Annotated in this window: 25 protein-coding genes and 4 tRNA genes; 13 read left to right on the plus strand and 16 right to left on the minus strand. The window is 47.8% G+C overall.

Annotation, left to right across the window (positions count from 1 at the left end; translation table 11 throughout):
- Positions 1–4: 4 nt before the first annotated feature.
- The 3 genes from I2H74_RS20045 to sigY are packed head-to-tail and all read right to left on the minus strand — an operon-like array spanning position 5 to position 1,084.
- Entirely contained in the window at positions 5–217 is a 213-nt protein-coding gene (locus I2H74_RS20045; RefSeq protein ID WP_195576021.1) for a sigmaY antisigma factor component, read from the minus strand.
- Positions 204–572: a DUF5345 family protein gene (locus I2H74_RS20050; protein ID WP_195576022.1), complete on the minus strand. Its 369-nt coding sequence runs from the start codon at positions 570–572 to the stop codon at positions 204–206. Before I2H74_RS20050 ends, I2H74_RS20045 begins: the two co-directional genes overlap by 14 nt.
- On the minus strand, positions 569–1,084 hold the full coding sequence (gene sigY / locus I2H74_RS20055) for an RNA polymerase sigma factor SigY (RefSeq protein WP_195576023.1): 516 nt from the start codon (positions 1,082–1,084) through the stop codon (positions 569–571). Before sigY ends, I2H74_RS20050 begins: the two co-directional genes overlap by 4 nt.
- Positions 1,085–1,446: 362 nt before the next feature.
- On the opposite strand from sigY, the gene I2H74_RS20060 reads away from it, so the two are divergent.
- Both I2H74_RS20060 and I2H74_RS20065 read left to right on the plus strand, forming a co-directional pair.
- Positions 1,447–1,830 carry a VOC family protein gene (locus tag I2H74_RS20060; protein WP_195576024.1) on the plus strand — a complete coding sequence of 128 codons (384 nt, stop codon included), beginning with the start codon at positions 1,447–1,449 and terminating at the stop codon, positions 1,828–1,830.
- A 110-nt stretch (positions 1,831–1,940) separates the two neighbouring features.
- Positions 1,941–2,096 (plus strand): DUF1540 domain-containing protein, encoded by a 156-nt coding sequence (locus tag I2H74_RS20065; RefSeq protein WP_195576025.1) that lies wholly within the window; start codon positions 1,941–1,943, stop codon positions 2,094–2,096.
- Between the two features lie 105 nt (positions 2,097–2,201).
- On the opposite strand, the gene I2H74_RS20070 is transcribed toward I2H74_RS20065, so the two are convergent.
- The 6 genes from I2H74_RS20070 to I2H74_RS20095 form a co-directional block, all read right to left on the minus strand.
- Positions 2,202–2,831, minus strand: a complete 630-nt coding sequence (locus tag I2H74_RS20070) for a phosphatase PAP2 family protein (protein ID WP_195576026.1) — start codon at positions 2,829–2,831, stop codon at positions 2,202–2,204.
- A 279-nt stretch (positions 2,832–3,110) separates the two neighbouring features.
- Positions 3,111–3,187: transfer RNA gene (locus tag I2H74_RS20075), tRNA-Pro, on the minus strand.
- Positions 3,188–3,197: 10 nt separating this feature from the next.
- A tRNA-Leu gene (locus tag I2H74_RS20080) sits at positions 3,198–3,280 on the minus strand.
- A gap of 16 nt (positions 3,281–3,296) precedes the next feature.
- Positions 3,297–3,373, minus strand: a tRNA-Arg gene (locus tag I2H74_RS20085).
- An 11-nt stretch (positions 3,374–3,384) separates the two neighbouring features.
- Positions 3,385–3,459 (minus strand) — tRNA-Gly (locus I2H74_RS20090).
- Positions 3,460–3,695: 236 nt separating this feature from the next.
- A complete protein-coding gene (locus I2H74_RS20095; protein ID WP_195576027.1) occupies positions 3,696–5,669 on the minus strand; it encodes a beta-galactosidase trimerization domain-containing protein in 1,974 nt (657 codons plus the stop codon).
- A gap of 224 nt (positions 5,670–5,893) precedes the next feature.
- Here I2H74_RS20095 and I2H74_RS20100 point away from each other — a divergent pair, with 224 nt between their 5' ends.
- From I2H74_RS20100 to I2H74_RS20120, 5 genes are all read left to right on the plus strand, one after another.
- Positions 5,894–6,766, plus strand: a complete 873-nt coding sequence (locus I2H74_RS20100; protein WP_195576028.1) for an AraC family transcriptional regulator — start codon at positions 5,894–5,896, stop codon at positions 6,764–6,766.
- A 131-nt stretch (positions 6,767–6,897) separates the two neighbouring features.
- Entirely contained in the window at positions 6,898–8,010 is a 1,113-nt protein-coding gene (locus I2H74_RS25205; protein ID WP_195576029.1) for a glycosyltransferase family 4 protein, read from the plus strand.
- Positions 8,011–8,026: 16 nt separating this feature from the next.
- Positions 8,027–8,782, plus strand: a complete 756-nt coding sequence (locus I2H74_RS20110) for a glycosyltransferase family 2 protein (protein WP_195576030.1) — start codon at positions 8,027–8,029, stop codon at positions 8,780–8,782.
- Between the two features lie 3 nt (positions 8,783–8,785).
- A complete protein-coding gene (locus tag I2H74_RS20115; RefSeq protein ID WP_195576031.1) occupies positions 8,786–9,823 on the plus strand; it encodes a glycosyltransferase family 4 protein in 1,038 nt (345 codons plus the stop codon).
- A gap of 50 nt (positions 9,824–9,873) precedes the next feature.
- The gene (locus I2H74_RS20120; protein WP_229106882.1) at positions 9,874–11,013 is read left to right on the plus strand and encodes a glycosyltransferase; all 1,140 of its coding nucleotides are present in this window, start codon (positions 9,874–9,876) and stop codon (positions 11,011–11,013) included.
- Positions 11,014–11,146: 133 nt separating this feature from the next.
- On the opposite strand, the gene I2H74_RS20125 is transcribed toward I2H74_RS20120, so the two are convergent.
- The 3 genes from I2H74_RS20125 to I2H74_RS20135 are packed head-to-tail and all read right to left on the minus strand — an operon-like array spanning position 11,147 to position 14,836.
- Complete coding sequence (locus tag I2H74_RS20125; protein WP_195576032.1) at positions 11,147–11,779, minus strand: DUF1796 family putative cysteine peptidase; 633 nt, start codon at positions 11,777–11,779, stop codon at positions 11,147–11,149.
- Positions 11,780–11,797: 18 nt separating this feature from the next.
- Complete coding sequence (locus I2H74_RS20130) at positions 11,798–12,451, minus strand: glycosyltransferase family 2 protein (RefSeq protein ID WP_195576033.1); 654 nt, start codon at positions 12,449–12,451, stop codon at positions 11,798–11,800.
- 9 nt (positions 12,452–12,460) lie between these two features.
- Entirely contained in the window at positions 12,461–14,836 is a 2,376-nt protein-coding gene (locus I2H74_RS20135; protein WP_195576034.1) for a DUF4214 domain-containing protein, read from the minus strand.
- A 185-nt stretch (positions 14,837–15,021) separates the two neighbouring features.
- On the opposite strand from I2H74_RS20135, the gene I2H74_RS20140 reads away from it, so the two are divergent.
- The 5 genes from I2H74_RS20140 (at position 15,022) to I2H74_RS20160 (ending at position 18,882) form a co-directional block, all read left to right on the plus strand.
- Positions 15,022–16,419: a hypothetical protein gene (locus I2H74_RS20140; protein WP_195576035.1), complete on the plus strand. Its 1,398-nt coding sequence runs from the start codon at positions 15,022–15,024 to the stop codon at positions 16,417–16,419.
- 9 nt (positions 16,420–16,428) lie between these two features.
- Positions 16,429–16,911 (plus strand): D-Tyr-tRNAtyr deacylase, encoded by a 483-nt coding sequence (locus tag I2H74_RS20145; RefSeq protein WP_195576036.1) that lies wholly within the window; start codon positions 16,429–16,431, stop codon positions 16,909–16,911.
- Positions 16,912–17,023: 112 nt separating this feature from the next.
- On the plus strand, positions 17,024–17,593 hold the full coding sequence (locus tag I2H74_RS20150; protein WP_195576037.1) for a class I SAM-dependent methyltransferase: 570 nt from the start codon (positions 17,024–17,026) through the stop codon (positions 17,591–17,593).
- Between the two features lie 37 nt (positions 17,594–17,630).
- Entirely contained in the window at positions 17,631–18,170 is a 540-nt protein-coding gene (locus tag I2H74_RS20155) for a CatB-related O-acetyltransferase (RefSeq protein ID WP_195576038.1), read from the plus strand.
- 16 nt (positions 18,171–18,186) lie between these two features.
- Positions 18,187–18,882: a class I SAM-dependent methyltransferase gene (locus tag I2H74_RS20160; RefSeq protein WP_195576039.1), complete on the plus strand. Its 696-nt coding sequence runs from the start codon at positions 18,187–18,189 to the stop codon at positions 18,880–18,882.
- A gap of 76 nt (positions 18,883–18,958) precedes the next feature.
- Here the strand turns inward: I2H74_RS20160 and I2H74_RS20165 are convergent, their stop codons facing one another.
- Positions 18,959–19,690: a hypothetical protein gene (locus tag I2H74_RS20165; RefSeq protein ID WP_195576040.1), complete on the minus strand. Its 732-nt coding sequence runs from the start codon at positions 19,688–19,690 to the stop codon at positions 18,959–18,961.
- 174 nt (positions 19,691–19,864) lie between these two features.
- Between I2H74_RS20165 and I2H74_RS20170 the strand changes: the two genes are divergently transcribed.
- Positions 19,865–20,506, plus strand: a complete 642-nt coding sequence (locus I2H74_RS20170; RefSeq protein WP_195576041.1) for a hypothetical protein — start codon at positions 19,865–19,867, stop codon at positions 20,504–20,506.
- A gap of 49 nt (positions 20,507–20,555) precedes the next feature.
- Here I2H74_RS20170 and I2H74_RS20175 read toward each other — a convergent pair whose 3' ends face one another.
- Genes I2H74_RS20175 through I2H74_RS20185 form a run of 3 tightly spaced genes read right to left on the minus strand, consistent with a single transcriptional unit; the run spans position 20,556 to position 23,766 of the window.
- On the minus strand, positions 20,556–20,957 hold the full coding sequence (locus tag I2H74_RS20175) for a Mov34/MPN/PAD-1 family protein (RefSeq protein ID WP_195576042.1): 402 nt from the start codon (positions 20,955–20,957) through the stop codon (positions 20,556–20,558).
- A gap of 12 nt (positions 20,958–20,969) precedes the next feature.
- Positions 20,970–22,445, minus strand: coding sequence for a hypothetical protein (locus I2H74_RS20180; RefSeq protein ID WP_195576043.1), 1,476 nt, complete (start codon positions 22,443–22,445; stop codon positions 20,970–20,972).
- A gap of 31 nt (positions 22,446–22,476) precedes the next feature.
- Positions 22,477–23,766 carry a hypothetical protein gene (locus tag I2H74_RS20185; RefSeq protein ID WP_195576044.1) on the minus strand — a complete coding sequence of 430 codons (1,290 nt, stop codon included), beginning with the start codon at positions 23,764–23,766 and terminating at the stop codon, positions 22,477–22,479.
- Positions 23,767–23,830: the final 64 nt, after the last annotated feature.

Consider the following 23,830-nt stretch of genomic DNA (forward strand, 5'->3'; position numbering starts at 1 on the left):
CTTATTAATCTTTTGTCTGTTTTCTTCTCCACGGCTTCACGACAAATATTAAATAAATGAGCGTCGGCATGGGTATGGAGGTAAAGCCCCATAACCCCCACAGCCAAGGAAATCGGCCTGATTTGCGTGCATGTATAAAGAGCCCCGTACCTTGGGCAATTAGCGTAGGGATAAGAATAAACCACACCCATATCGGTACTTGCTCAGGTGTGTTCACGTGACTCCCCCCTTTGCCGAGCTTTTGTCATCCAATGCTGAAAGGATAAATAGCCAACTGAACCCATTGCTAGAAGCATTTGAATCCATATATATGTGGATAATTCCCGCTCCATTAACAGCAAGCTACCTGCGATTACAAAGGCAGCAATGCCCCACAATAGACCAAGCTCCTTCCACAGCTTGCGCTTCATCTTTTTCTTATGCGAGGACAGCATAAGCAAGAGATCCTCTTTTGTTGGTATAGGCGAGTGCCCCGCAAGCGCATCTAACGTCCCCCAGCTTTCCGACAGCTTCTGAGCCAGCTTCTCGTCATCCACATGGACAGGCTTTGTATGCTTCGAGTCTTTTGTCATTGCTCCTTCAGCTCCTTTCTCAACTGTGACACGCCATAATGAGCTCTTGATTTAGCCGTGCCTTCGCTGCACTGCATGACTGAGGCAATTTCAGAATAGGTGTACCCGTAATAATGCTTTAGCAGCACAGCTGCACGCTGCTCAGGCGGCAGCTTCTGCAAGGCTCCCATCATATCCGTCCATTCCAGCTGATGCGTCTCAACCTGGTACCGAAGCAATCGACGTTCTTGCTCCTGCCACCTTCTTTCGACCTTCAGTCTCTTTAATCGATCCATATACAGTCGAGTGGCGATCGTGATGAGCCATGATGAGAACTTTGAGCTTCCATTGTAGGTATGCAGTTTTTCCATGCAGCGGAGCATGGTATCTTGAACAAGATCCTCCGTTAAAGTTGGATTCATCGTTAGTTTAAGCATGTAATGATGGACCATCGTATAATTCTGACGAAGCAGGAGCGCAAGCGCCTCTATGTCTCCTTGTTTTGCCATTTCGATTAACTGCTTCTCAGACAAGCATTCTCACGCTCCTTTCTCGTTTTTGATTGCAATCGTTAATTATACGATTAGTCTTTGCAAACCGTTCAATTTATGGTTAAAAAAATGTGAGGGCATTTGAACCGATAAACAAAGCAGGCCCAGCATCATATATTCTCATCCTCGTTACAGGCGCTAAACAATACCAAGTGCTTGTGATTGATTCATCCCTTATTCACAAATTCATACTTTACACATCGGATTAACTAATTTAGAATAATGTACCAATACAAAAGCAATGAATGTGCTGTGGAATATTTATTTTATATAAATAACGATTATGTCCATGCTTTGGTCGTTGCCCTATGTACATTTATTGATCCAAAGAGGAGCTTCTATTTATGGTACAAAAACGTATTGATCATGTCGGCATTATTGTTCGAGATATTGAAAAAACGATTCGATTCTACACAAACATCGTTGGTTTGGAGCTAAAGCAGCGCTTAACCCATACCAACGGCATCTTTCAACTTGCCTTCTTAGGCTTTAACGGCAAAGATGAAACCGAAATTGAGCTTATTCAAGGCTACAACGATCAGTTGCCAAATGAAGGAACCGTTCACCACTTTGCGATTTACGTTGAGGATATAGAAGCCGAATTCCACCGACTGAAGGATACCGAGGCGCAATTTATTGACGAGGACATAACGACACTGCCAAATGGGTATCGTTATTTCTTCATTTCAGGACCTGAAGGGGAATGGATTGAATTTTTCCAACGTTAAAACAGAGTACCTCCAGAAGCAGCAAAAAAAGCCCATTCGTAAAATGGGCTTTTCAAGTATAAATCTTAGCTCCTGCTGACCATCCTAAATATGATAGGAGGTGAGCAGCAATGGCAAAAGACGTATTGTGCGAAGTAAACAATTGCAAGTTCTGGGCGCCAGGCAATAAATGCAACGCTTCTGCGATTTATGTTGTCAGCCACCATGGTCAACAGGCAAAAAATTCACGTGAAACAGATTGCAAAACATTTGAACCAAAGATCTAATGCCGCATAAAGCAGCCTACTCCAGGGCTGCTTTTTACTATTGCAGGTATTACTTCTAATAATGATAATTATTATCATCTTTGTACATCATTATTCATACTTACCCTATTTCAACCAACGCTCATACAAACTTATCGAGAAGAACAGCCAGCTTGCACTCGCCAAGTAGCCAGCAATGACATCCGTCGGGTAATGAACGCCTAAATATACGCGGCTCAGCCCAATTGACAAAATAAAGCAACCGCTGATGATAAGCAAGAGGACGCGTCCTCCCTGATTCGAGACATGCTTCCATAGTAAATAGGTTAGCACACCATACAGGCTAAATGCAGCCATGGAGTGCCCGCTTGGAAAGCTGTAGCCCCCCACCTCGATTAGTCGATTAAGCGTTGGCCGTGGGCGTAGTATGATGAACTTAAGCAGTTGATTTACGCATGCAGAGGTAATCGAAACAAAGACCACAAGCAGAAGTTCTCTGCGGTGCCCGAGCACGGCATATAGAACGATCATAATCGCTAAGGTTAGAATAACGAGCAATAATCCTTCTCCTGTTTTTGTAACGATTAGCATAATCGTGGTAAGCAGTGTTCGCTCCCATCCCTGAACCGTCTCAATGATGGATAAGTCAAAGCCTGTCAGCTTATCCGTTAAAACTAGCCAGGCAAAGATAATAAAGCAGCCAGCCAAACCAAGAGATATCCACAGGCTCCGGTTAGCCATCTTTGATGTATTCATGTACGTATTCCTCTCTATTCTTCGATGCAAATAACACGATATGAACCTTTTCATACGATATCAGATGATGCTAGAGATTGCGAATCCTCCATCTGTTCGACGGATAATGGATATGGTGCCCAGATATAAAAGGTCCCAACCTTTGATGACCGATTACTTGTATAAAGCTGTGCCATCCTGCTATCTAGTGCTAGGCTCTCATCATAAAAAACGAGAACAAAAACAAAAAAACCGCCACAAAGGCGATTTTCCTTATGTAAGTCTATCATTTGTATAAGATGGTCGGGACGACACGATTTGAACATGCGACCCCTTGGTCCCAAACCAAGTGCTCTACCAAGCTGAGCTACGTCCCGATTGAATAATTGGTGCCGGTGAGAGGACTCGAACCTCCACGGTTTCCCTCACGATTTTGAGTCGCGCGCGTCTGCCAATTCCGCCACACCGGCTTATTTCAAATATAAATGGCGCGCCCTAAGAGATTCGAACTCCTGGCCTTTTGATTCGTAGTCAAACGCTCTATCCAGCTGAGCTAAGGGCGCATATAAAATTCTGGAGCGGACAACGAGATTCGAACTCGCGACCCTCGCCTTGGCAAGGCGATACTCTACCACTGAGCTATGTCCGCACATCTTCCAAATACTCTCTCATTCTCGCTCAAGCTCGTTATTTCAACGTTTTCTTTTTCGCGAGGACAAGAATTAATATATCAGATCCAAAAACAAAATGCAAATCTTTTTTCGAATTTTGTCGAAGGAAAAATTTCACTAATCATATTTTTAGCTAGGATAAAAAGCCGCCTGCAGCTCTTCCCTACAGGCGACCCTATGATCTTTGTGTTGCTAATAGTCTGACATCATCCTCTTACTTGTAATCCAAGACGACCATCTGGTGGCATTCCATCTTCGGCACAACATAGGCAATGCCGTGTTCCGTCTTTTCAAACGGTAGCTCATCCATCTGAGGAGCAAGGTAAACCTTGCTAATATCCTCAGGAACGCGTACCTCAACCTTCACATCGTAGATCGGCAGAATATCTTCAATAATCTCGATACGTTCACCGCGTTTCACTGGGGAAGCATACAGCAGGTGATTCACGTAGCGCTTCTCCGCTTGCTGATGCTGAAGCGTCGTTACGCCTTGTGCTGGCAGTGAGGTGATCAAGGAGCGATCCTCGCCAAGCAGTCGGTTCAAGGCGAACAGCACCATTTCCTTTAGAACCAGACTTCCCTTTGTAGCATAATCCTCAAATACATTCCATGCCATGTAGATGCTCTGCTTCGTCTCCACCATGCCAGGTCCTCCGTATTCGCCGGAGGTTGGTGTATGCTGATGCGAGCAGAAGCGGAATGCTTCACGATTGAAGTAAGGATCCTCCCTGCGACCAAGCTCTTCCCCGCCATTCAATGCAATTCTGCGTCCCTGACTGTACATGATGTAGGAAGCCCGTTCACAGGCTGGCATGTCAAAGTCAGGCTGGAAATAATCAGGTTTGTACGGATTGTCTCCAAGGTCTTCAATCCCCAGTGGAAGCACACTCTTTGTGCCTTCTGGATTCAAGCCTGAGCGGCCAGATGCGAGTACCTTTCCACCTTTCGCAAGGAACTCTTTCACTTTGTTAAGAATCGGTTCTTTCATCAGAATAGCATCAGGAAGAATCAATACTTTATAGGCGCTCCAATCAGACTCCAAGTCCACCACATTAAACAGCACATTGCCCTCTAACAATATGCGTACAGCCCCCATATCAATCTTGCCGGAGTACATCGAGCCGTTGTCCTGCTGAATCCGAGCTGCCTCTACCGTGAACAGCGCCACGTCGGCATGGTTGGCGACATCTACACACCATGATTCCTTCCGTTCAACCTCTTGATAGGCCTTTCCGATAAGCAAATACGTCGCTCGATCCATAAGGCCGCTAGGATGGAGCTGATCCCCGATCGAGCAGCGAGCGCCATTGGCAATGCTGAGCGCTGCTTCGTAACGAAGCGCATTCGGATGCTTATAGCCGCCGAACTCTCCCCAGAAGGTATGGAACTTGCCTGTCATGCCTAAGAAATCCATGCCGGATTGCTGCACATATCGTGCTGACAACGGGAAGTGGTCATAGCCCCATCCTCCAGTTGGCAGGGACTCCAGTTCAAGGTGCGAGTTCATTCTTGCCAGCTCGAAGCGTCCCTGATGTACATGCCCCTCATTATGGAATACAGGAAGACCAGGCTTGATCTCATCGATTGCCTCACGCACCCGCTTCGTATAATTGGCATAAATGCGCTGACCATTAGCCTTAACCTGCTCAGGGTCCTTAGGGTCCATGCCGTCTTGAAGCATCTGCTTCAGGCAGGTCGGACAATAGCATTTTCGCTCTCCCACGATATCAAGGAAGATGCCGTCACCATCATACTTGCGCACGACCTCTTGAATCTGATCAATCATGAGATCCAGATAGGGTGTGTTCAAACAAAATTGATGGTAGCCTGGCTTCATAAAAGAATCGACCCAATTCGTCTTATCCTCTTCATTTCTCATCAGCCACTCTGGATGCTCCCAAGCTAAATGCTCATCAAGCCCAACTGACAAATAAATCGGCACCTTCACATTTATCTCATGAGCAGCCTCGACTTGCGCAGCGAGCAAATCGAAGTCGAGCCCAGGATGCTTCGGGATCGTTTCCGATGGGAAGTAAGCGTATCCATGATGGCATTTTGCAAATACCGTTATCGAATCGACATGCCCGAGCTGCAGCATTTCTTGAAATTGTGATTTAGAAAATTTTCTTCCGATATCAGGAATGAGTCCAGAGGTATGAAAGTCGAGATGCACTTGTCGAAATCGCATAATATCCTCCTATAGGTGACTTTTATTTGGCCTCATTGTATCATTGACCTAACGATTTCGTATTTAGCCAACCTTCCAATAGGTTATAAAATATTCCGATGTCTAATCGCAAACAGCGTTTTGTGCTTCGTTCCATCCGTCCCAATCATTCATAATGAAAAATACGGCCTTTATTGCATTTGCTTAACCTAAGCAACTCGAAATCAGCACAAAGGAGAAAGGATATGATGAGCCTTCTCGACATTTCGCCCTATGTACGAGCCGCACATCTGTATAATTATCGAGGTGAACGAGATGAACAGCGAAGACGCGGCTACAGCTATGCCTTTCATTTGTTTACGGAAGGGCATGGCCAGATGATCATCCAGGATGTCTGTTATCCCATCTCCAGTGGAACCTTTATCTTTATTCGTCCAGGCGAGTGGCATACTTTTGAGCATGCACAGATGGAAACGATGGACGCTTATAATCTTTATTTTGATTTATGGTCCGTCCCAACCCCGCATCAGCCAAGCTTCGCCTATGAATGGGATCAATTCGAGCCCGAGTGGATGACAGCGATAAGAAGCTGCAGCGAGCTCGAGCAGCTGCCAACCTCCATGTCGCTTCGCTCCTATCCTCATCTCATTGATCTCATGAAGCTTACGATGGTCGCCTTTAACCAGCAGGGAACCTATGCTAGGGAAGCTGCCTCCTCTTTGCTGAAGAGCTGGATGCTGCAGTGGTCGCATATCGCAACTGCGACGAAGCCAATGGATGAACGCATTGCAGTCGTCGTCGAGCAAATGGATAATCACCCAGAGTCTCGCTTCTCCCACGAGGAGTGGTGCGACCTAAGCAGGCTTGAGAAGTCTCAATTTTATAGACTGTTCAAGCAGGAGACCGGTATGACGCCTAAGGCCTATCTTCTTGATGCCCGTATGAAAAAGGCATGTGTCATGCTTATGGAGAGCCGGCAATCCATCACCCATATCGCCTTGGAATTGGGCTATGACTCCATCCATTATTTTACCAACCAGTTTCGTGCCAAATATGGCGTTAGCCCCTCTAGCTATCGAATGGGTCGAGCACATCATGAGATTAAGCGCTTCTCTTAATGCATTCCGCCGTTCCCCATTGCGGCCATATCACATATATTCTAATAATTGGCTTTATCTGCTCGTGAATGACCGCTGCCCTGTCTAGATCCAGGGCACGCCGCATTCATCCTTTACAAGGAGGTATCCCTGTGAACGGAGCCCTAAGTCTCCACAGCATTGGCACAATCTATGAGCCAACCGGCTACGCCAATGCGAATCGCCAGATGATTAAGGAGCTCACCAAGCTTCACGTATCCGTTCGCTTTACGCCGATTCATCATGAAACGGTTCACATCCCCATTGATGCAGATCAAGCTGCTTTCTTCTCCCAAACGATGAATACCCCGCTTCCTCCGCACCACCCTGTCCTTATTCATTATCCAGCGCAATATTTCTTTAAGCCCATCCACCAATATACAATCGGAATGACCATGTTCGAATGCCATCGCCTGCCTAGGTCTTGGGCGAGAAAGTGCAGTGTCATGGATGAAATTTGGGTTCCGTCCCATTTCAATCTCGAGACGTTCGCTAAAAGTGGTATCCCCCTAAATAAGCTCAGGGTCATGCCTTACGGTGTGGACTGCGAGGTATTTCGCAAGAGGGCTTCTGCTCTTTCAATCCCTAATCTGAGAAGTTTTGTCTTCCTATCGGTATGCTCCTTCGATGATCGTAAAGGAGTAGAGCGCCTTGTTGCTGCATTCGCAACGGAGTTCACCGAGCAAGAGGACGTTTGCCTGCTTATTAAGACAAGAGCCAGCACCCAAGAAGAAATTCATCGCCAGCAGGTGCAGGTTCGTACAGTGGCAGAGCGTGTAAGCGGCGGTCCGCGACCTTCAATCCAACTGCTCTCATCTGTAGAGGCCTGGTCAGAAGAGCAGCTTGTCGACCTTTACAATCTAGCTCATGCCTATGTGCTGCCCACGCGAGGGGAAGGCTGGAGTCTAACGGTCATGGAGGCAATGGCATGTGAAGTGCCTGTTATCACCACGAACTGGTCTGCCCATCTCGATTTTTTGCATGCTCATAACAGTTACTTGATTCCCATTCGCGGCCTTGTTGCTGCAAGTCCCTCGACGCCTCGGATATGCTGGGCCGATCCTGATCCGATCGCACTTCGGCAGCTGATACGGCATGTTTACACACACCCTGAAGAAGCCATCATGAAGGCTTCATGGGCAAGGCGTACCGTGGAGGAGCAATATACGTGGAGACACTGTGCAGAAAGAATTGCACTGCGGCTTCGAGAGCTGTCAATTCATTAGCTAGGAGAGAGACCTGATGATAAGTGCCATCATACCGACTATTCACCAAGTAGAGCTTGTCCAGCAATGTGTCGGCAGCTTTCGAGCGACCACCTTTGATCTGGACAGTGAAATAATCGTTGTCGATGATGGAAGCAGCGCTTCTGTTCAAGAGGCGCTCATCCTTTGGGCACGAGATAACAACGTTCATTTAATCGCAAAGCCTGTTAATGAAGGCTTTAGCAAGGCCGTTAATGCTGGTATCGCGCAAGCGAGAGGCGATTACATCCTTTTGAGTAACAACGATATTGTATTTCAACAGCCTGGCTGGCTGAACTATATGATCGATACGATGCTGCAGGATTCGCGGATCGGCATTGTAGGGGCGAGATTGCTGTATGCGAATCAAACGATCCAGCACGGCGGCGTCGTTCCGTCATTACGCGGCAACTTCGATCATCGGTACCGATTCCAACCAGCCGATTATCCCCCAGCGCTCGCTGTAGAGGATGCGCATGCTGTAACAGGGGCGCTCATGCTTATATCAAGGGCATTAATTGAGGAGATCGGCCCTTTATCAGAACAATACTTTATTGCTTATGAAGATGTGGATTACTGCTATCGTGCCAAGAAGCATGGCTATCGTGTCGTCTACTGCGGAACCGCTCAAGCTGTTCATCTTGAGGGCTATACTCGCGGTACGACGAAGCTGAATAAAAATCGTTACTGGCGTTATAAGGAGCTGGAAGCACGCAAGCTGTTCTGGTCCACGTGGAGAGAGGAGCAATTGTAGCGGATGAGTAATTTAGAAGTCGTATACGTCTTAGAGAAGGTTGGTTTGTCCGGCGGAATCAAAAATGTAATGGAGCAGGTCAATCGCCTCCATGAGGCAGGCGTTCACGTCCAGCTCTTTGCTCTGGATGGAAATCCATCTTGGTTTCCACTTAAGGTTCCGCTTAGAAGCTTTGCCAATTATAACGCAATGTATAAGGAGCTCAAGCAGGTTCGCGGAATCAAGATCGCGACCTGGTGGAAGACGATGGCCGTCGTATGGAATAGCTGCGATCCCAATCAGGGCGGTCAGGGCATTCCCATGTATCTGGTTCAAGATATTGAGGAGAGCTACTACCCCGCACTAAGAGACATGCAGGAACGGGTACGCCATACGTATCGCCTGCCTGTCCATATGCTGACCATCGCAGACTGGACAACGAACCAGCTCATGGAACGGTTTCAGAAGGCGGCTGACAACATCTCCATCGCCGTAGATCTTGACATATTCAAGCCGAATCGCACCAGTGATCATGATCCTTTCCGCATCCTTGCCTGCAGCCGCAGAAGCCAGCATTTGAAGGGCTTCGAAGTAACGATTAGGGCTGTCCAGGGACTCGCCAAGTATGAGCCTCGCGCCTCCTTTGTTACATTCGGAATTGAGCGGCCAAAGGTTCGCGGCATATCCACGATGCATTTTCCATTCCCTGATGATGCCCAGGTCGCGTATCTGTATGGCAACTGCGGGGTCTTTGTACAGACCTCTCACCATGAAGGCTTCGGTCTTCCTATCTTGGAAGCGATGGCTTGCGGCGCGCCCGTCGTGACGACTCGTGCCGAAGGCAATGAAGAGTTCTGCAGAGACAACTGGAACTGTATCCTCGTCAATAAGGGGGATGCCAGTGCGGTTATGAACGGCATTCACCGCATCATGAATGATCCGGAATTCGCTCAGTACTTGTCAACCAACGCGATTGAGACCGCGAAGCTGTACAATTGGCCTCGTGTCATCGATAAGCTGATCCATGTGTTCAATCGATATGCCCCTGCCCCAACCTCCTAAATCACGTTTGATCACACGAGAAATATTTAGATTCACGAACCTCTAACACGATGCTGAAAAAGGAGGTGCTTCTTATCCTTCAACTGGTCTGGCAAGGCAACGTATTCGACTTTACAGGCTATGCCAAGGCAACACGCCAGTACGTCATGGCCCTTCACGAGAGCGGCGTGGATGTGAAGATTGAGGCATTCCATGCCGCCATGCCCGAGATTGAGCTGCCAAGCGAGCAGCGACATATCTTGAAGCACCTAACCTTAAAGCGCAAGACAAGAACCAAGCGAAGAGTATATGTGCTTCATTCGATTCCAGACCTCTGGAAGCGGAAGCTTCACCCGACGATCGGATTTACCTACTGGGAAACGTCCAAGATTCCTGACCGCTGGGTGAACCAGGCGAATCAGATGAGCGCGATGTTTTTACCAAGCGCCAACAATATGGAAGTATTCCGCTCCTCTGGGGTTCGAGTCCCGATGTATCATATTCGCCCCTGCCTGCATATCCCTCAAGGCAGCGCTGAGCCTCACCATACGCCCCCTTATTTGGAAGGACTCCCTCCTTTTCGCTTCCTAGCCGTAAGCTCCTGGATTGAGCGAAAAGGCATCGATCGGCTGCTTAGAGCCTACTGGGAGGAATTCCGGCCAGAGGATCCTGTCTGCCTGGTCATAAAAACCGCAGCTGGTCCTGAACTCCATCAAGCCGTTGAGCATATGAAAAGAGAATTTGGCATACAACACTCCACTGCACCGATCTATCTGGATCTGGAGTTTCGAAGCGAATGGCAAATGGATGCATTATACAGGCATTGTCAGGCCTTTGTACATGTAAGCCGCGGCGAAGGGGTGGGCTATCCGATGCTCGAAGCAGCGGTACGCGGGCTCCCCATCATCGCGACCGGCTGGGGCGGCCATACCGACTTTTTAAACGAATACAACAGCTATCCCGTTCCGTTTACTTTTGTACCTGTGAAACCGCAGCATTACTATGATGGCTATCAGAGCGATCAGCTATGGGCGGAATGCTCAATTGAAGCCCTTAGGTTTCTCATGCGGCATGTCGTAAACAACTATAGCGAAGCCGCCACAAAGGGACTCTTTGCAAAGCAGGCTGCCACTTCGCTATTCACGCCGCGGGAAGCGGCTCAAGACATGATAAAAGCGCTAAGCCATATGACCGGAATTCCGGTTGTATAGCCCAGCGCTTTTCTTTTTCCCCTTATAGATCGTTAGCGGCAGTTATGGCAAATCCAACGTTCACTCTGCCTGAAAAGTATCATATTTTGAAACGCAATCGCCCTCTTTGAATGCACACGGATGAAGCGATCTCTTATAAAGGAGGAGCCACATACCGAATATCGCGAAAAACTTCGCTCCAGATAAAGTCGCTATCAGGGTCCCATTCGATCGGCAGCTGCAAGCCGCATGTATAAGGAAGCGGCCAGTTCAAGTCCTGCAGCGCTCTTGGGCCTGGATTCACGACTAGTAGCCTGAAATCATGCTTCACAAGCTGAGATAAAGCCCCTTCGATGACGCTCGCTTCAACAAAGCTTGCGTTCAACCGAACAAAGAGCAGCTTCTGGCAATGCTCGGCTTTTAACAACAGCCGATCGACTCGCCGCTGCATCTTCTGCCTGAATTCCGGAAGCCTACGAACATAGCCCTCCTGTTGTTCCGAAGCCAAAAAATCGTGCACCGATTCCATGTCATAGAAGCAATCCCGGACAGAATAATTATGTCCATCGAAGATCGTTCCTTCAATGACCATATTCGCAGGATGCATGAAGCTGTCGAAACGATGATTCAACAGCTTCACGAGACCTGCAACAGAGTTGGAATACATCCAATCGATGACGCCGCTGTATGGCCTAAGTCCATAACGCTCCAGCCGCTGCGCCGGATAGCAATTGGAACCTAGACTAAAAATGCCGTCATAGTCACCTTTTAGCTGTGCAAGGTTCATCCTATGATCCTCTCTCCCTTATACTGGCCGATTAAATGGCGTAAGATAGGTTTCTTGTGCCATCTTGCCGCCCCACTTCAACTCATAATACCGTTCATACAATGGCCAGGTCACATCTACGATAAAGTTGACCTTGGAGTCCGACTTTCTGGTGGAGCTGCCGTGATGGTCGACAGGTAGACCGGTAAATACCTCTTCATAGCCTGCAAGCCGCAGTCTGCGGTGGTAGTCGATATCCGCAAAGTAGCTGCTGAATACCGTATCCCAAGGCCCCGCTGTCCTTACTGCCTCCATGTTGTAGGCGGCAAGCGCGTCAAAGTTGGTCAGTGCAAGGCCCCACTTCTTTCCTGAGGCCTTAAGCTGAGACAGCACATGGAGAAACTGCTCCGGCGTTCCAGGATGAGCCTCGGCATCGTTATGCATATAGAAGACCGCTTCCGCCCCTCGCTCCTCAGCCATGCGCTGAAAGGCATTCATGGATTGCACGAAGGTTAACGGTACGGTCGGCTCCACCACGGTTACCGCTTGGGTAAGCCAATGCGCCTGCCTGAGCTCTCTTGAGGGCGAATTATCCAGTACAACGGTGTTGGGCCAATAAGCAGGAATGCTGTGAATCGCTCGGTAAAGCAAATCGATCCGATTCACGTATGGAATGCCAACCAGATATCTCATAACGACCTCCTACCTAAGCTGCTGAAGACGAGCCTTGATCTTCTGAGCCGAGTGGGCCCACGACCAATTGTTCAAGATATAATGAGCGGTAAGCTCGCTTCTCTTCTTTACCTGCTCTTGATGGGTATATACAAAACGCATTAGACTTGCCATATGCTCAAGGTCCGGCTCCGCCCAGCGGAAGCCATGATAATACGGACATTTTGCAATAGCAGGCACTAATCCTTTTACACGAATCGGGTATCCGGTCGTTTCATTCAGGAAATCCGTTTGGGCGCTCCAATTCGTGGCGATCGTCGGCAGGCCGCAGGCCATCGCTTCTAGGATCGGCATTCCCCAGCCTTCTCCACGTGTTGGCAGCACGAAGCAATCCGCTGCACGGTACAAGCTTCCTAATAAATAATCCTCAAGATTCTGATTGTATAGGATGTGTATGCCGCATCTTGCACCGAAGACATTGAGCTTGCGCAGTTCCTCGTGAACATTCACATGCGGATCGGCATTCGTTACCTTGCAGACGAGAAGCACATCGTCATGGCGAAACTCATTGACAAAGGTTTGCAGCATCTCAAGCGGGGATTTGCGCTCCCCCCACTCGAATACCGTCAAAAACGTAAAGCGATCTGAGAATCTAGTCGCTTTAATGTGAGGATTGAAGTAGTTCGGGTCAACGCCTAACGGCATGACATGAATCGGCACTCGTACCCCGCTGTCGCGGAAGGTAGCTGCATTGAAGTTCGATGGCACCCAGACCTCATTCATCTGATTGCACTGCGCGACCCAGTCTCTCGGCAGGCCGTCGACTTCGAGCATCGTGTAGCCAATCTTATACGAACCACTATTTTTGAAAAATACGTCGCCTTGCCCGTACACAACCTCAGGTGCCCTTGGGTCCCGATGTCGGCCATTGAATAAATTAATGCGGTAATCGCTGCTGGCCTGCGGCTCCATGACTGGATTCGGTGTACCAGGTCCGTATACATACCGATAATGCACCTTCACATGCTGCTCATCGAGAGCAATCATCAGCTTCCGAGAGGAGTTGGCATAGCCTGAGGATACGTTCGCAATCGAATGCCAATTGACAGGCATCGCATAGGAATGCTCCAGATAGCCCCCCCATTTGCGCCGAAATTTGTCTTTTGAAGCTTCAAACAGCTTGCTGAAATTCACTTTATTGACCTTCGTGGTCGTATTCTGGGTATGAATCAGGGTGACGCGTCCATCGCAAATGACACGATATTGATTCGCGATGGCACGAAGGCAATATTCAGTATCCTCAAAGTAAGCAAAATATTCGGTATCCAACAAACCGATATGGTTCAGCATCGAACGCTTCAAATATGTGCAGGCAAACACAACGCCCTGCACCTCTTGAATCCGTTCATACTGCTGAATATCAACCTCTTGACCGCCAATCTGCTGTCCCCAGCACGTCTCAGAAAAGATAAAGGTGCCTGCATGCTGAAGCCGACCATCTTCCCCAACCAACCGACAACCGACTACGCCGATTCGCTGATCGGAATAAGCCGTCTGCTGCAGCTTCTCAAGCCAGTTATGATCCGTAACGACGATATCATTGTTCAAGAGCACAATATCGCTTTCTGGATCACAAAGTGAGATCGCCGCGTTGTTTCCTGCTGGAAAACCGATATTATCAGGATGGGCATGGTACTTAATCCAAGGAAGAGATTTCAGATACAAGACTGTTCCATCGTGACTGCCGTTATCGAACACCATAATGTCTACATTCGTGTCATTTGCAAGGTACGAGAGTGATTGCAGGCATCGCTTCGTGTAGTCGAGTCCATTCCATGTCAGGATGACAATGGATATTTTTCTGTTTAGAGGAGGCGCTGGTGGATGAAGATAGTGCGTGCTTTTATTTAAATGGAGACTATATTGCCCGTAGGATACACCAGCCGGAATCTGATTAGTAGAAGAGGAAGCAATGATCTCCATGCATTCTGCTGCGTTCAGCATCCCTACCACTAAGGCATAGCGGTGCTGCCCCATCTGAAGCATGGATAAGTAGTGTGACATCGCTCCGGGCTCAGGATCGCGGTTTAACAGCTGCTGATAGAGAGATGCAATAAAGACCTCATTCGGCTGAAGTTGTAGCATAAAATGGATTCGATGCTGAATAGACGGTCCATCCGGCCGTACGGCTGACGTTTGTCTCATATATAATAACCGTGCTTCTCTTGAGCGCAGCGTGGAAAGCATCAAGCTCATTTTTGGTGCATTGGCGCGCATGGACGGGGCATGATAGGCCTTAGTCATTGCTTCTGCCTCTCGTCCGAGTATCTGTCGATACAATTCTCCTACGAAAGCCTCACCCTCCAATTGAAACAGCTGTTGTAAGATGTGGACGAGTTTCAACATCAATCCCTCCGTGACTTGCCGTCGTCAAATTTGCTAATCTTTATAATGTATGGGAAACGTTCATGCTTTGACATCAATACAAGTTTACATCCAGATGCTTTTTTTCTCCCCATGCATCCTAATCCTTGGCGCTAGCGAATACGAATAAGTGAACAGATGCTTTCAGAAGGTGAGGTGTCAAGACCGTGGACATCCGCTATGTTATTGCTGCAAAACGTCTCTTATCGATCATACGCGTCAGTGATCGCAGACTCATCATGGACAAATGGCTAGACTCCATATTGAAGCCGCACACCTCTCTTCATTTATCAGACCCCATCCTGCATTACACGGTTTGTCTGGATCATCAGGAAAATGTGCATATCGTCTATCTTTCCGACAATGAAGAGCTCCTTCACGTCATTTATGATCCCGATACCCAACAATTGCACACAGGCACTATTCCCATGTTGTATACCGACAAAATCGTTTCGCTTCGACTTTTTCATATGAATCATTCGCTTCAACTATTTGCTCTCACATCTGAACGGCTGCTGCATGCGAGACTTTCTGGGACTTATTGGAGTGCAGTGGATGAACTCAAGGCTATTCCGAATGCTGAGAATGTGGAGATCTATTACGAGAACATGGAATGGAAACTTGTCGCCATCTGCAAATCTTATGATATCTTGCTGTTTCGCTGGCTGTATGACCCGCACTCTTTGCAGTGGAAGGAAGAGAAGCACCAAGTTCTTCGAACAGGCTGGGATGGGCGCACGCCTATATTTATTCAACTGGTGCAGGAAAGCAGTCAGAATCGCAGTTGGATTATGATGAGCTTTCCAAGAGGTGCATTAATGGTGAAACGGTTTAGTTGCACTTCACAAGGCATGAGCATCCATCCTGACATGGAAGCACAGCTTCTGACCCCTATTCGCAGCGTCACTGAAGCCGCCGTGCTAAGCAGAAAGGGAGTCCTTACCTTTATTTGGCTGGCGGAGCAGCAGTTGTTCCAGCACAGCTATGACACGCAGGCTGGAGCCTGGGGGCTCATTGAAGCGACCGCGGTTGGTACGCCAATCGTTTGGCGATTTCTTACTCGGGCCTTTCCTCCACCTTCTCAGCCAGCAAAATGGATCTCACCGGATCAACAGGTGGACATAAAGGATTCGCCGCTCTCTGCCTGGATTCAATGGTTGAACATGAAGCAGCACTTAGATGCTTCTGTTACGTATGCAGAAAGCTCTCTGCACCACATGATGAATCTATTGGAGAGCCGAGATCAGCTGAAGCAGGACATCGTGAGCCTTGAGACCAAGCTTCAATATTGGCGTAGTCTTGTTAGGCAGAAGCAGGCTCGGGTCGAAGCGCTTCATGCGGAAAAGAAGCAGCAAATCGCGATGGCTGTGACGAAAGGAATAAAGACTCCCATCAAGCCAGCCAATCCTAATGAATCTTGTGTCGAGAATAAACCTCGTTTACTGCCTGTTGTCCTTGAGGAACAGAAGGAACCTACAGCATCCACACCTGGGCCCTCCATTCGTTTTAAGATTCAAAGTCGATTGTTAAGCTTGATCAAGAGAGTTCAGAAGATGAAAAGTTGAGGTGATGTCATGAGCAGCACAGAGGCTAACCACTATGTGGAGGCACTTTTTCAGCAGTCCATCGATGTCGATCTTGAGCTAAAGCGAATCACCGTATACGCGAATCTGCTGTTTCGAAGCCTTAGCAGGGAGACGATTCAAGACCCTGCTGTTACCCTGCAAATTACGCCAACGACTGCCCTTCTAAGCGGGAAAATACTTTCACCTGATCTGGTTCAAGCCGTTGGCGTCTATACCCGCAGCGGCAAGCAAACGGGTTGGAAGTTTACCGATAAGGATTGGTTTAAACAAGCAAGAGTCGATGGAACGTATCATATCGAATCGATTGAGCCAAGAACATTGCATCCAGGCGTGTGGGTAGAATTAAAGGAATGGCAGGTTGAGATCGACTTTGATGCGCTTGATGGTCCTCTAAATATCCAAGGCTATATCGAAGTCGGAGAGCAAAAGTTTCCGATTATGAACCCGATTCAAGTCCATCTAAGCCAATAAATTTGTGCTCCTGTCTCAACAACTTCCCTCACATGGATGAATATGGTGAGAATACATAAGCACCATCAGCTAAATTCCATGTAGGCTCACATCATGTTAGGGAGTGAATGTATTGAGACAAATTATTAAGGATCTGGTAGCCATATGTGCCGGCACATTACCATATCAAGAACCCGTTTATGAATTCGGATCTTATCAGGTTGCCGGGCAAGAAGTATTCGCAGATCTGCGCCCCTACTTTCCAGGAAAAACGTACGTTGGCTGCGACATGCGCCCTGGACCTGGTGTAGATCTTGTTCTTGATCTTCACAATATCGCTCTCCCAGATGAAACTGCCGGCTTCGTGATAAGCATGGATACCCTTGAGCATGTCGAAGATCCGAGACTTGCCATGCAGGAAATACACCGCATCCTTAAGCCGAATGGCATTGCGTTAATCAGCTCGGTTATGAATTTTCCGATTCATGATTATCCAAACGATTACTGGCGTTTCACCCCTCAAGCCTTTGCGAGCATCCTGAAGCCATTTGATACAGTCATCACCAACTTTGCTGGAGACGAAATCTTCCCACATACGGTGATTGGAATCGGTATTAAAGGAAACTTCGTCCCGCCAGCGGTTCTCCAACTGCTCGACCAATACTTGCTTCAATGGAGAATGAACAGTTATGTTCAGCGTTAAGCATGACTAGACACAATGGCTTGGGAGGTGAACCTCCATGTTCATGAATCAGAATCCGAAGTATGCAAGTTATAATATCGGTGAGTGGACCTATGGGGAGCCTGACGTATACTCATGGGGGGAAGGGGCCCAATTAAGCATTGGAAAGTTCACATCCATTGCGGCTCGCGTCACCATCATGCTTGGCGGTGAGCACAATGTGGATTGGGTCACCACGTATCCGTTTAATCCTGTTTTTGCGCAAGCGCAGCACATTGCAGGCCATCCGAAGACCAAAGGCAATGTTACGATCGGGCACGATGTATGGCTTGGGCTAGGCTCCTTTATCCTGTCAGGCGTGACCATCGGCAATGGAGCAGTCGTTGCCGCCCATAGCGTCGTAACGAAGCATGTTCCCCCCTATGCCATTGTTGGCGGCAATCCTGCCAGAATCATTCGCTATCGCTTTACGCCGGATATCATCGCTCGTTTAGAGCACATTGCGTGGTGGAATTGGCCTATTCACCATATCTTGCAAGCTCTCCCGCTTCTCTTCTCCAATCGTATAGAAGAATTCATTCGAACCTACCACGGGTAAGAACGGAGGATCCAGGATGAAATTTTTTTGGAACGATATCATCCATCCGATATTGCAAGCGATCAAACCGCATTCCATCATTGAGATTGGATGTGCGCAAGGCTACAATACGATGCACTTGCTGGAGCTTGCCCATTCGCTACGCGGCAAGCTGACCGTCATTGATCCCTCTCCGCAGTTCGATACGGAACAAGTTCAGCAAGTATACGGATCTACGATTGAGATCCTTCGAGATTATAGCCTGAATAGATTGCCTCATATCGCACAGGCCGATGTCGTATTGGTCGACGGCGACCACAACTGGTATACCGTCTATCATGAGCTAAAGTTTATCGAGCGAATGGAGCGATTCCCGGTCGTCTTTCTCCACGATACGGAATGGCCCTATGCCAGAAGAGATATGTATTACTTCCCAGAATCCGTTCCTGCGGAGTTCCGCCAGCCAAACGAACGAAAGGGAATGCTGCCTGGAGTCAATGAACTCGTTGCAGGCGGACATAACGAATCGGTATGGAATGCAGCCCATGAATATGGCCCAAGAAACGGAGTGCTTACAGCAGTAGAAGATTTCCTTAGAGAATCTCCTCGCCCTCTTCGTCTGCATCATGTACCTAAGCAGCATGGTCTAAGCATTATCGCATCCAATGTGTCGGTGATTGATCAATGGGTGAATCAAGTTATTGAGCACACGATCGCACGTTCAACATTATGAGATAAGAAATCCGCTAGGTCATAGATCCTAGCGGATTTCTTGTTCGTTCACCTTCATCGCCTATAGCAAATGCAACTTATTTGCAATAATCATCGGAACAGAAATCTTCATTAATGAGAACAGGTCCATATCCGCTTCCTGGTTCAAAGATAAGAACCTCATCTCCGCGCAGCGGCTTCGTGAATTCAATCGTCAGGATAAGGACATTGTTTGGCGGATAGAACGGAATACATTTACCTTTTAAGACATCCGGAAAGTCGATGCATACCTTTTTGCTTGGCGGGCACCATTCCAGCACATCCGCACAGAACGTCGTCTGTATCTTTACTCGTGAGATTTTTACAGACTGAGGCTTATGGCAATCCTTCTTCTTCTTTTTACAAGGATCATGATGATGGTGATGATCGCAGCAGGAATGCTCATGCTTACCATACTTAGGATGATGGCTGTCATGCTTGCATTTTTCCTTGCGCTTCTTCTTGCAGTAGCTGCAATCGCAGGAACGAGAGGAAATCGATACGCCTTCTGCAGAATCTAGTTTATGCTTTTTCTTCTTTTTGGAATCCAGCTTGCTGCTTTCTAGCTCGCAATGGTTCTTTTCTACTTTTCTCAGTATCTCATTGCTCTTAATATCAGCGATCCCAGATCCTAGTTCATGAGTGCGAAATTTCTTCGTGCTAATCTTTATAAGAAGATCACATAAAGGCTGATTGGTTTCATTCCGGAAAATAAACTGAAGTCTTTGCTCGCCCTTAGGCAGGCAATCAAACGTATAGCTTCTCTCATTCTGTTTAAATGGAATCGACATGCGAGGAACCTCCTTATTGTTAGAAAGCTTAGGATATTAATATGAAGGAATCTCGCAATTCGATTGTACGTTTGAAGCTAGCCATTCATCCAATCAATCCTATCTAATCCCCATATACTAGAATTGTAGAAGGATAAACCTTCCTTCCATCTCGCTCATAAGGAGGTTACTAGTATGCCTTTAATACCTATTCAGCGCTTAACGAGCCAAGCGACAAACGTGGTAGCTGCCAATACACGTATTGATGCAGTTAACTTTCTCCTGTCCGGTGGAGCTCCAAACGTAGTCAATGTGGGCAATGCTCCAGCAATCTGGCCACAGCCAAGCAAGTTTGACAATGACAACAACGCCGTCTTAGCAGCTGCCCCTAACCCTCAGTTTGTCTGGACGCAAAATGCTTTCTTCCCTGGCGAAACGCATGGATTCGCTTCTGTATCTGCAACATTTCCATTAACGATTGGTGTAGCAAATGATTTCTTAATTGCACTAACCGTCTTTGCTGATAACGCCGTTACTGCTCGTATACAAGCCGTTAGCTCGCTTGGCATCAACTTGTTCCCGGTTCCTGGACTGGATGTTGACTTGAACGCAGGCTCGCTTGATCCAACCACTGGTATTACTACCGATACTCAATTCCCATATAACTGGCAGAAGACTCGCTTCTATTCTATTCCAGCATCCCTTGGTTTAGTCTCAATCGCAATTGGCGTGCGCTTCGTCTTCTCCTTCCAAGTGACGAACTACTTGAACAATGGACCTATCAACACAGCCGGCCTAGCATTTGCTGCTGATATCTATCAAAATGTTCTTCTATAATTAATGGTTAAAAAAAGTATCCTGGCCCTTCTATAGGGTCAGGATACTTTTATTTGTCGTATAAAATCGTAATCCGCTCCGGCACCAGATCCCCATCCAAGGGCTGAAAGGACCTAAGGCGAGGCCTCCCACTGGCTAGGGATAAGATCATATAAGAGCACGGAAACACCACATGCGCCTTGTCAAACTCCGACGGCTTCGCTACAGCCGTTGGATGAGAGTGAAACATCCCCATCAGTTCCTCCCCCGACCTTTCAATCTCCTCCAGAACGGTATCGAGCTCTGCTTCGTCCATCGTAAAGGCAATTGGACTCTCCTCACGATTCGTAATCGGCCAGCAGGTCTCAGCGACGCCCTCCCGACCAGATAACAGTCCACAGGCCTCCTCAGGAAGCTTAGAGATACAGTATCCCGCCAATTCTCGATATACTTGCGCAGTAATCGTGATCAATCACGCACGCTCCTAAGATTTATTTTGCTGTTTGGTTGTTAAGATGTTAAACGAAGACACCTCTTGTTTTTTCCACTCTGGCTGCTGTGATGCTGCCATATGATTCATATAACTCATAAAGGAATGACCTCGCTGCCGTTCAGCCGAAGGCGAATCTGGACCTTCCTCACCTTGATGAGTTGCCTTCAACAGAAGAAAGGTTGAATAGGAAGTCGGCTTTTTCATTTTTTGCTCTTCCTCCTTTTGCAACTCCTGTTGTAGGCTGGTATCCTCTTGATCTGTAGAATGATCCTCTTCTGCTATAGACGCTACATGAACTTGGACGGAATCAATCGATCTTGTTGGGGAAGGAGCAGGATTGTTTACTGCCTTATTCGGCAACTGACCGTTTATTGGTACCGGATCCTGAACAGATGGCTGTTCAACATCGATCTCTTCCCTCTTACCAATGGATGATTCGTCTATCCCTTCTCGCTCACTTGTACTCAGACTGCTTATTGCTGCAGCAGACTCATAAGAGCGATGCAAGCGTGCCAAGCGCTTTAGCTTAGGCTTAAGCTCGGCTGTGTTGTCTACTTTCTCTGCTTCTGCTTGCTGCTCATCACTGCCTACTGGGGCAGTACCTTTAGTTGGAAGTCCTGCTTCGATTGGCGTTTCTTCTATTGAAAATGCTGCTTCAATGGCTTGCTGCTCCTGATTAGGTTCCTTAGCCTCAATTGGTACGCTTGATCTAGACGACACTAGACTAACTTTCTGAACATCAGCAGCTTGCTCTGGCCGAGGCGTGGTTACAGCAACGCCTTCCTGCTTCGTCTGGAGGTGAACGCCTGGCTCATAGGCCATCGATCGAAGCGCACGAATGACTTCTAGAATAGGCTTATCCGTATAGAGCGAGGTTATGGCCTTTACGATGCCTTGTGCAAGCAAGCCTTGCTGAAAGCTCGACAGCCCTTCCAGACTGCCGCAGGTAAGCGTCACCCCAGCAAACGGGTGATCGGACTTCGTAATAATCGAGCCGATCATGTTCTTCCAATTCAGCTGCACACCCTGTACCTCAAGATCCGAGCAGCGCGAGAGCTGACTGATCAGCCGATGGGCAAGCGATTTGCTCCACTTCATCTGCTGGAAGGAGAATTGAGCGCTCCACTCCGTACTAGTAGACCGTTGGAGCTTCAGCCATAGTACGGGCTTCTCCACATTCACTGATGATATCACTGCACTTCGGTCCTCCGCACGCTGAATCAGATGGACATGGAAGCCGCACTCCCTAAGCATCTCACTCGCTTTGGCGATGAGCGATTGCCGAAGTACAGAATCTTCGCATTCCAAGATGACTTGATGCCCTTCAATAGGATGGGCAAGTAACAATGTATTCTGGGCTTGGTCGAGCTTAAATGGAAAGGAAGCTTCCCCTAGAATTTGCACGATATCAGGGAGAAGTGAATCACGCAATTCACGGAACAAGCTTCCATTAATCATAATATGCATCTCGATTCCCTCCGCTAATGTCTACCTAAGGTTATCGTATGTGACGAAGCGGCAAATGTTCCAGTGTTCCTTTTGAAGCAGGGAGCCGACTGGATATTAGCGCCTGCTCCTCCTGGTCAAGCTTCTTCCATTGTTCCATCCATCGCATGAGCTCTCGATTTAGGACCCCTTTATAAGAAACAAACTCGATTACATCAGACAATAAAGAGTCCGAGGAGCCGGACAGAAGATTACGGATAGAAGAAAGTTGTGCTTGAATATAGCTCAGATCGGGACCATCCGCTCCATCACAGCTATCGCTTAGCAAGGGCTGCAAGTCGAACCATTCCAAGGGTCGAAATGCAGGATAGCCAAGCCCTAGCACAAGCGCAGGATAATACTGCTGTTCACTATGCTTCGTCATCTGAACGAATTGAATGACCTTCTCTGGGCCGAATGTCCCTGTACGAATGCCTTGCCAACTCCTGCCTTCCGTTAATGAGCTTCCATATACCATATGACCTTTATCATCAATAAATAACAAAAGCAGCAGATTCGAACCGAACAGAAAGGCAGGCATTCTTACCTTCGAGTCCTCGTGTTTCCATACGTATTGCGAGCTAAGCTTTTCATGTTCTCCCTTGCTGAGTGAGCAGTAATAATAACTTGCCTGCTGAGGGGCCGTCTGAATTCCCCAAGAGGCATGCAGCCTATGGTGTTCATCCCTGGCCAAGGAAAGACTCCAAACCGATGCGCTGCCCTTGTATTGAAAAAGCTCCTGCCACTCCGCTTCATGGCCACGAAATAGCGAAACCCGTACGCTCATCAGCACATCGGCTGCTCGATTTTTTGAACGAAGCTGAAACAATCCATGAAGCTCTTGATCTGCACCAAGGATGTAAGCAGCTTTGATGCATTGCAATTCATCAATACATGCACCTTGAGGGAACTCATATCGATGCGACCGCCAGTTCCCGGAACGAAGATGCTTGACGATAAAACATAATTGTCCTTCTTCCGCCAGCACATAACTTATGTATATGGACTCCCCTTCCTTACATATATATGGGGCAGTTACGTTCCTTGAGGGTTCGATTCGAAGTTCCAGCCAAGATTGATTAGCTTCACGCAGAAGCAGCAACTCATCGGCTGTCTGAGCTAGAATGAACAGTCCCTCGGGAAGGTACAATACGCAGCAATCACAGATTGGGCCTTTAAGCGACCACGCTGTAATGGAGGGAGGAAGGTTCTTACAATGCACAGCATGGGTCAGCTTGCGTGTCGTCGCTTTGCTTAGCCAGTGAAACTCTGACGATATGCGCTGAAAGGCTGAATACTCCATAACAATCCTCCAAAAAAATAAAATGATGGGGTGTCGTCACCTTTTCTCGGGCGCTCCATAGAAT

This window comes from Paenibacillus sp. 1001270B_150601_E10, assembly GCF_015558675.1.
Taxonomy (GTDB): domain Bacteria; phylum Bacillota; class Bacilli; order Paenibacillales; family Paenibacillaceae; genus Paenibacillus_B.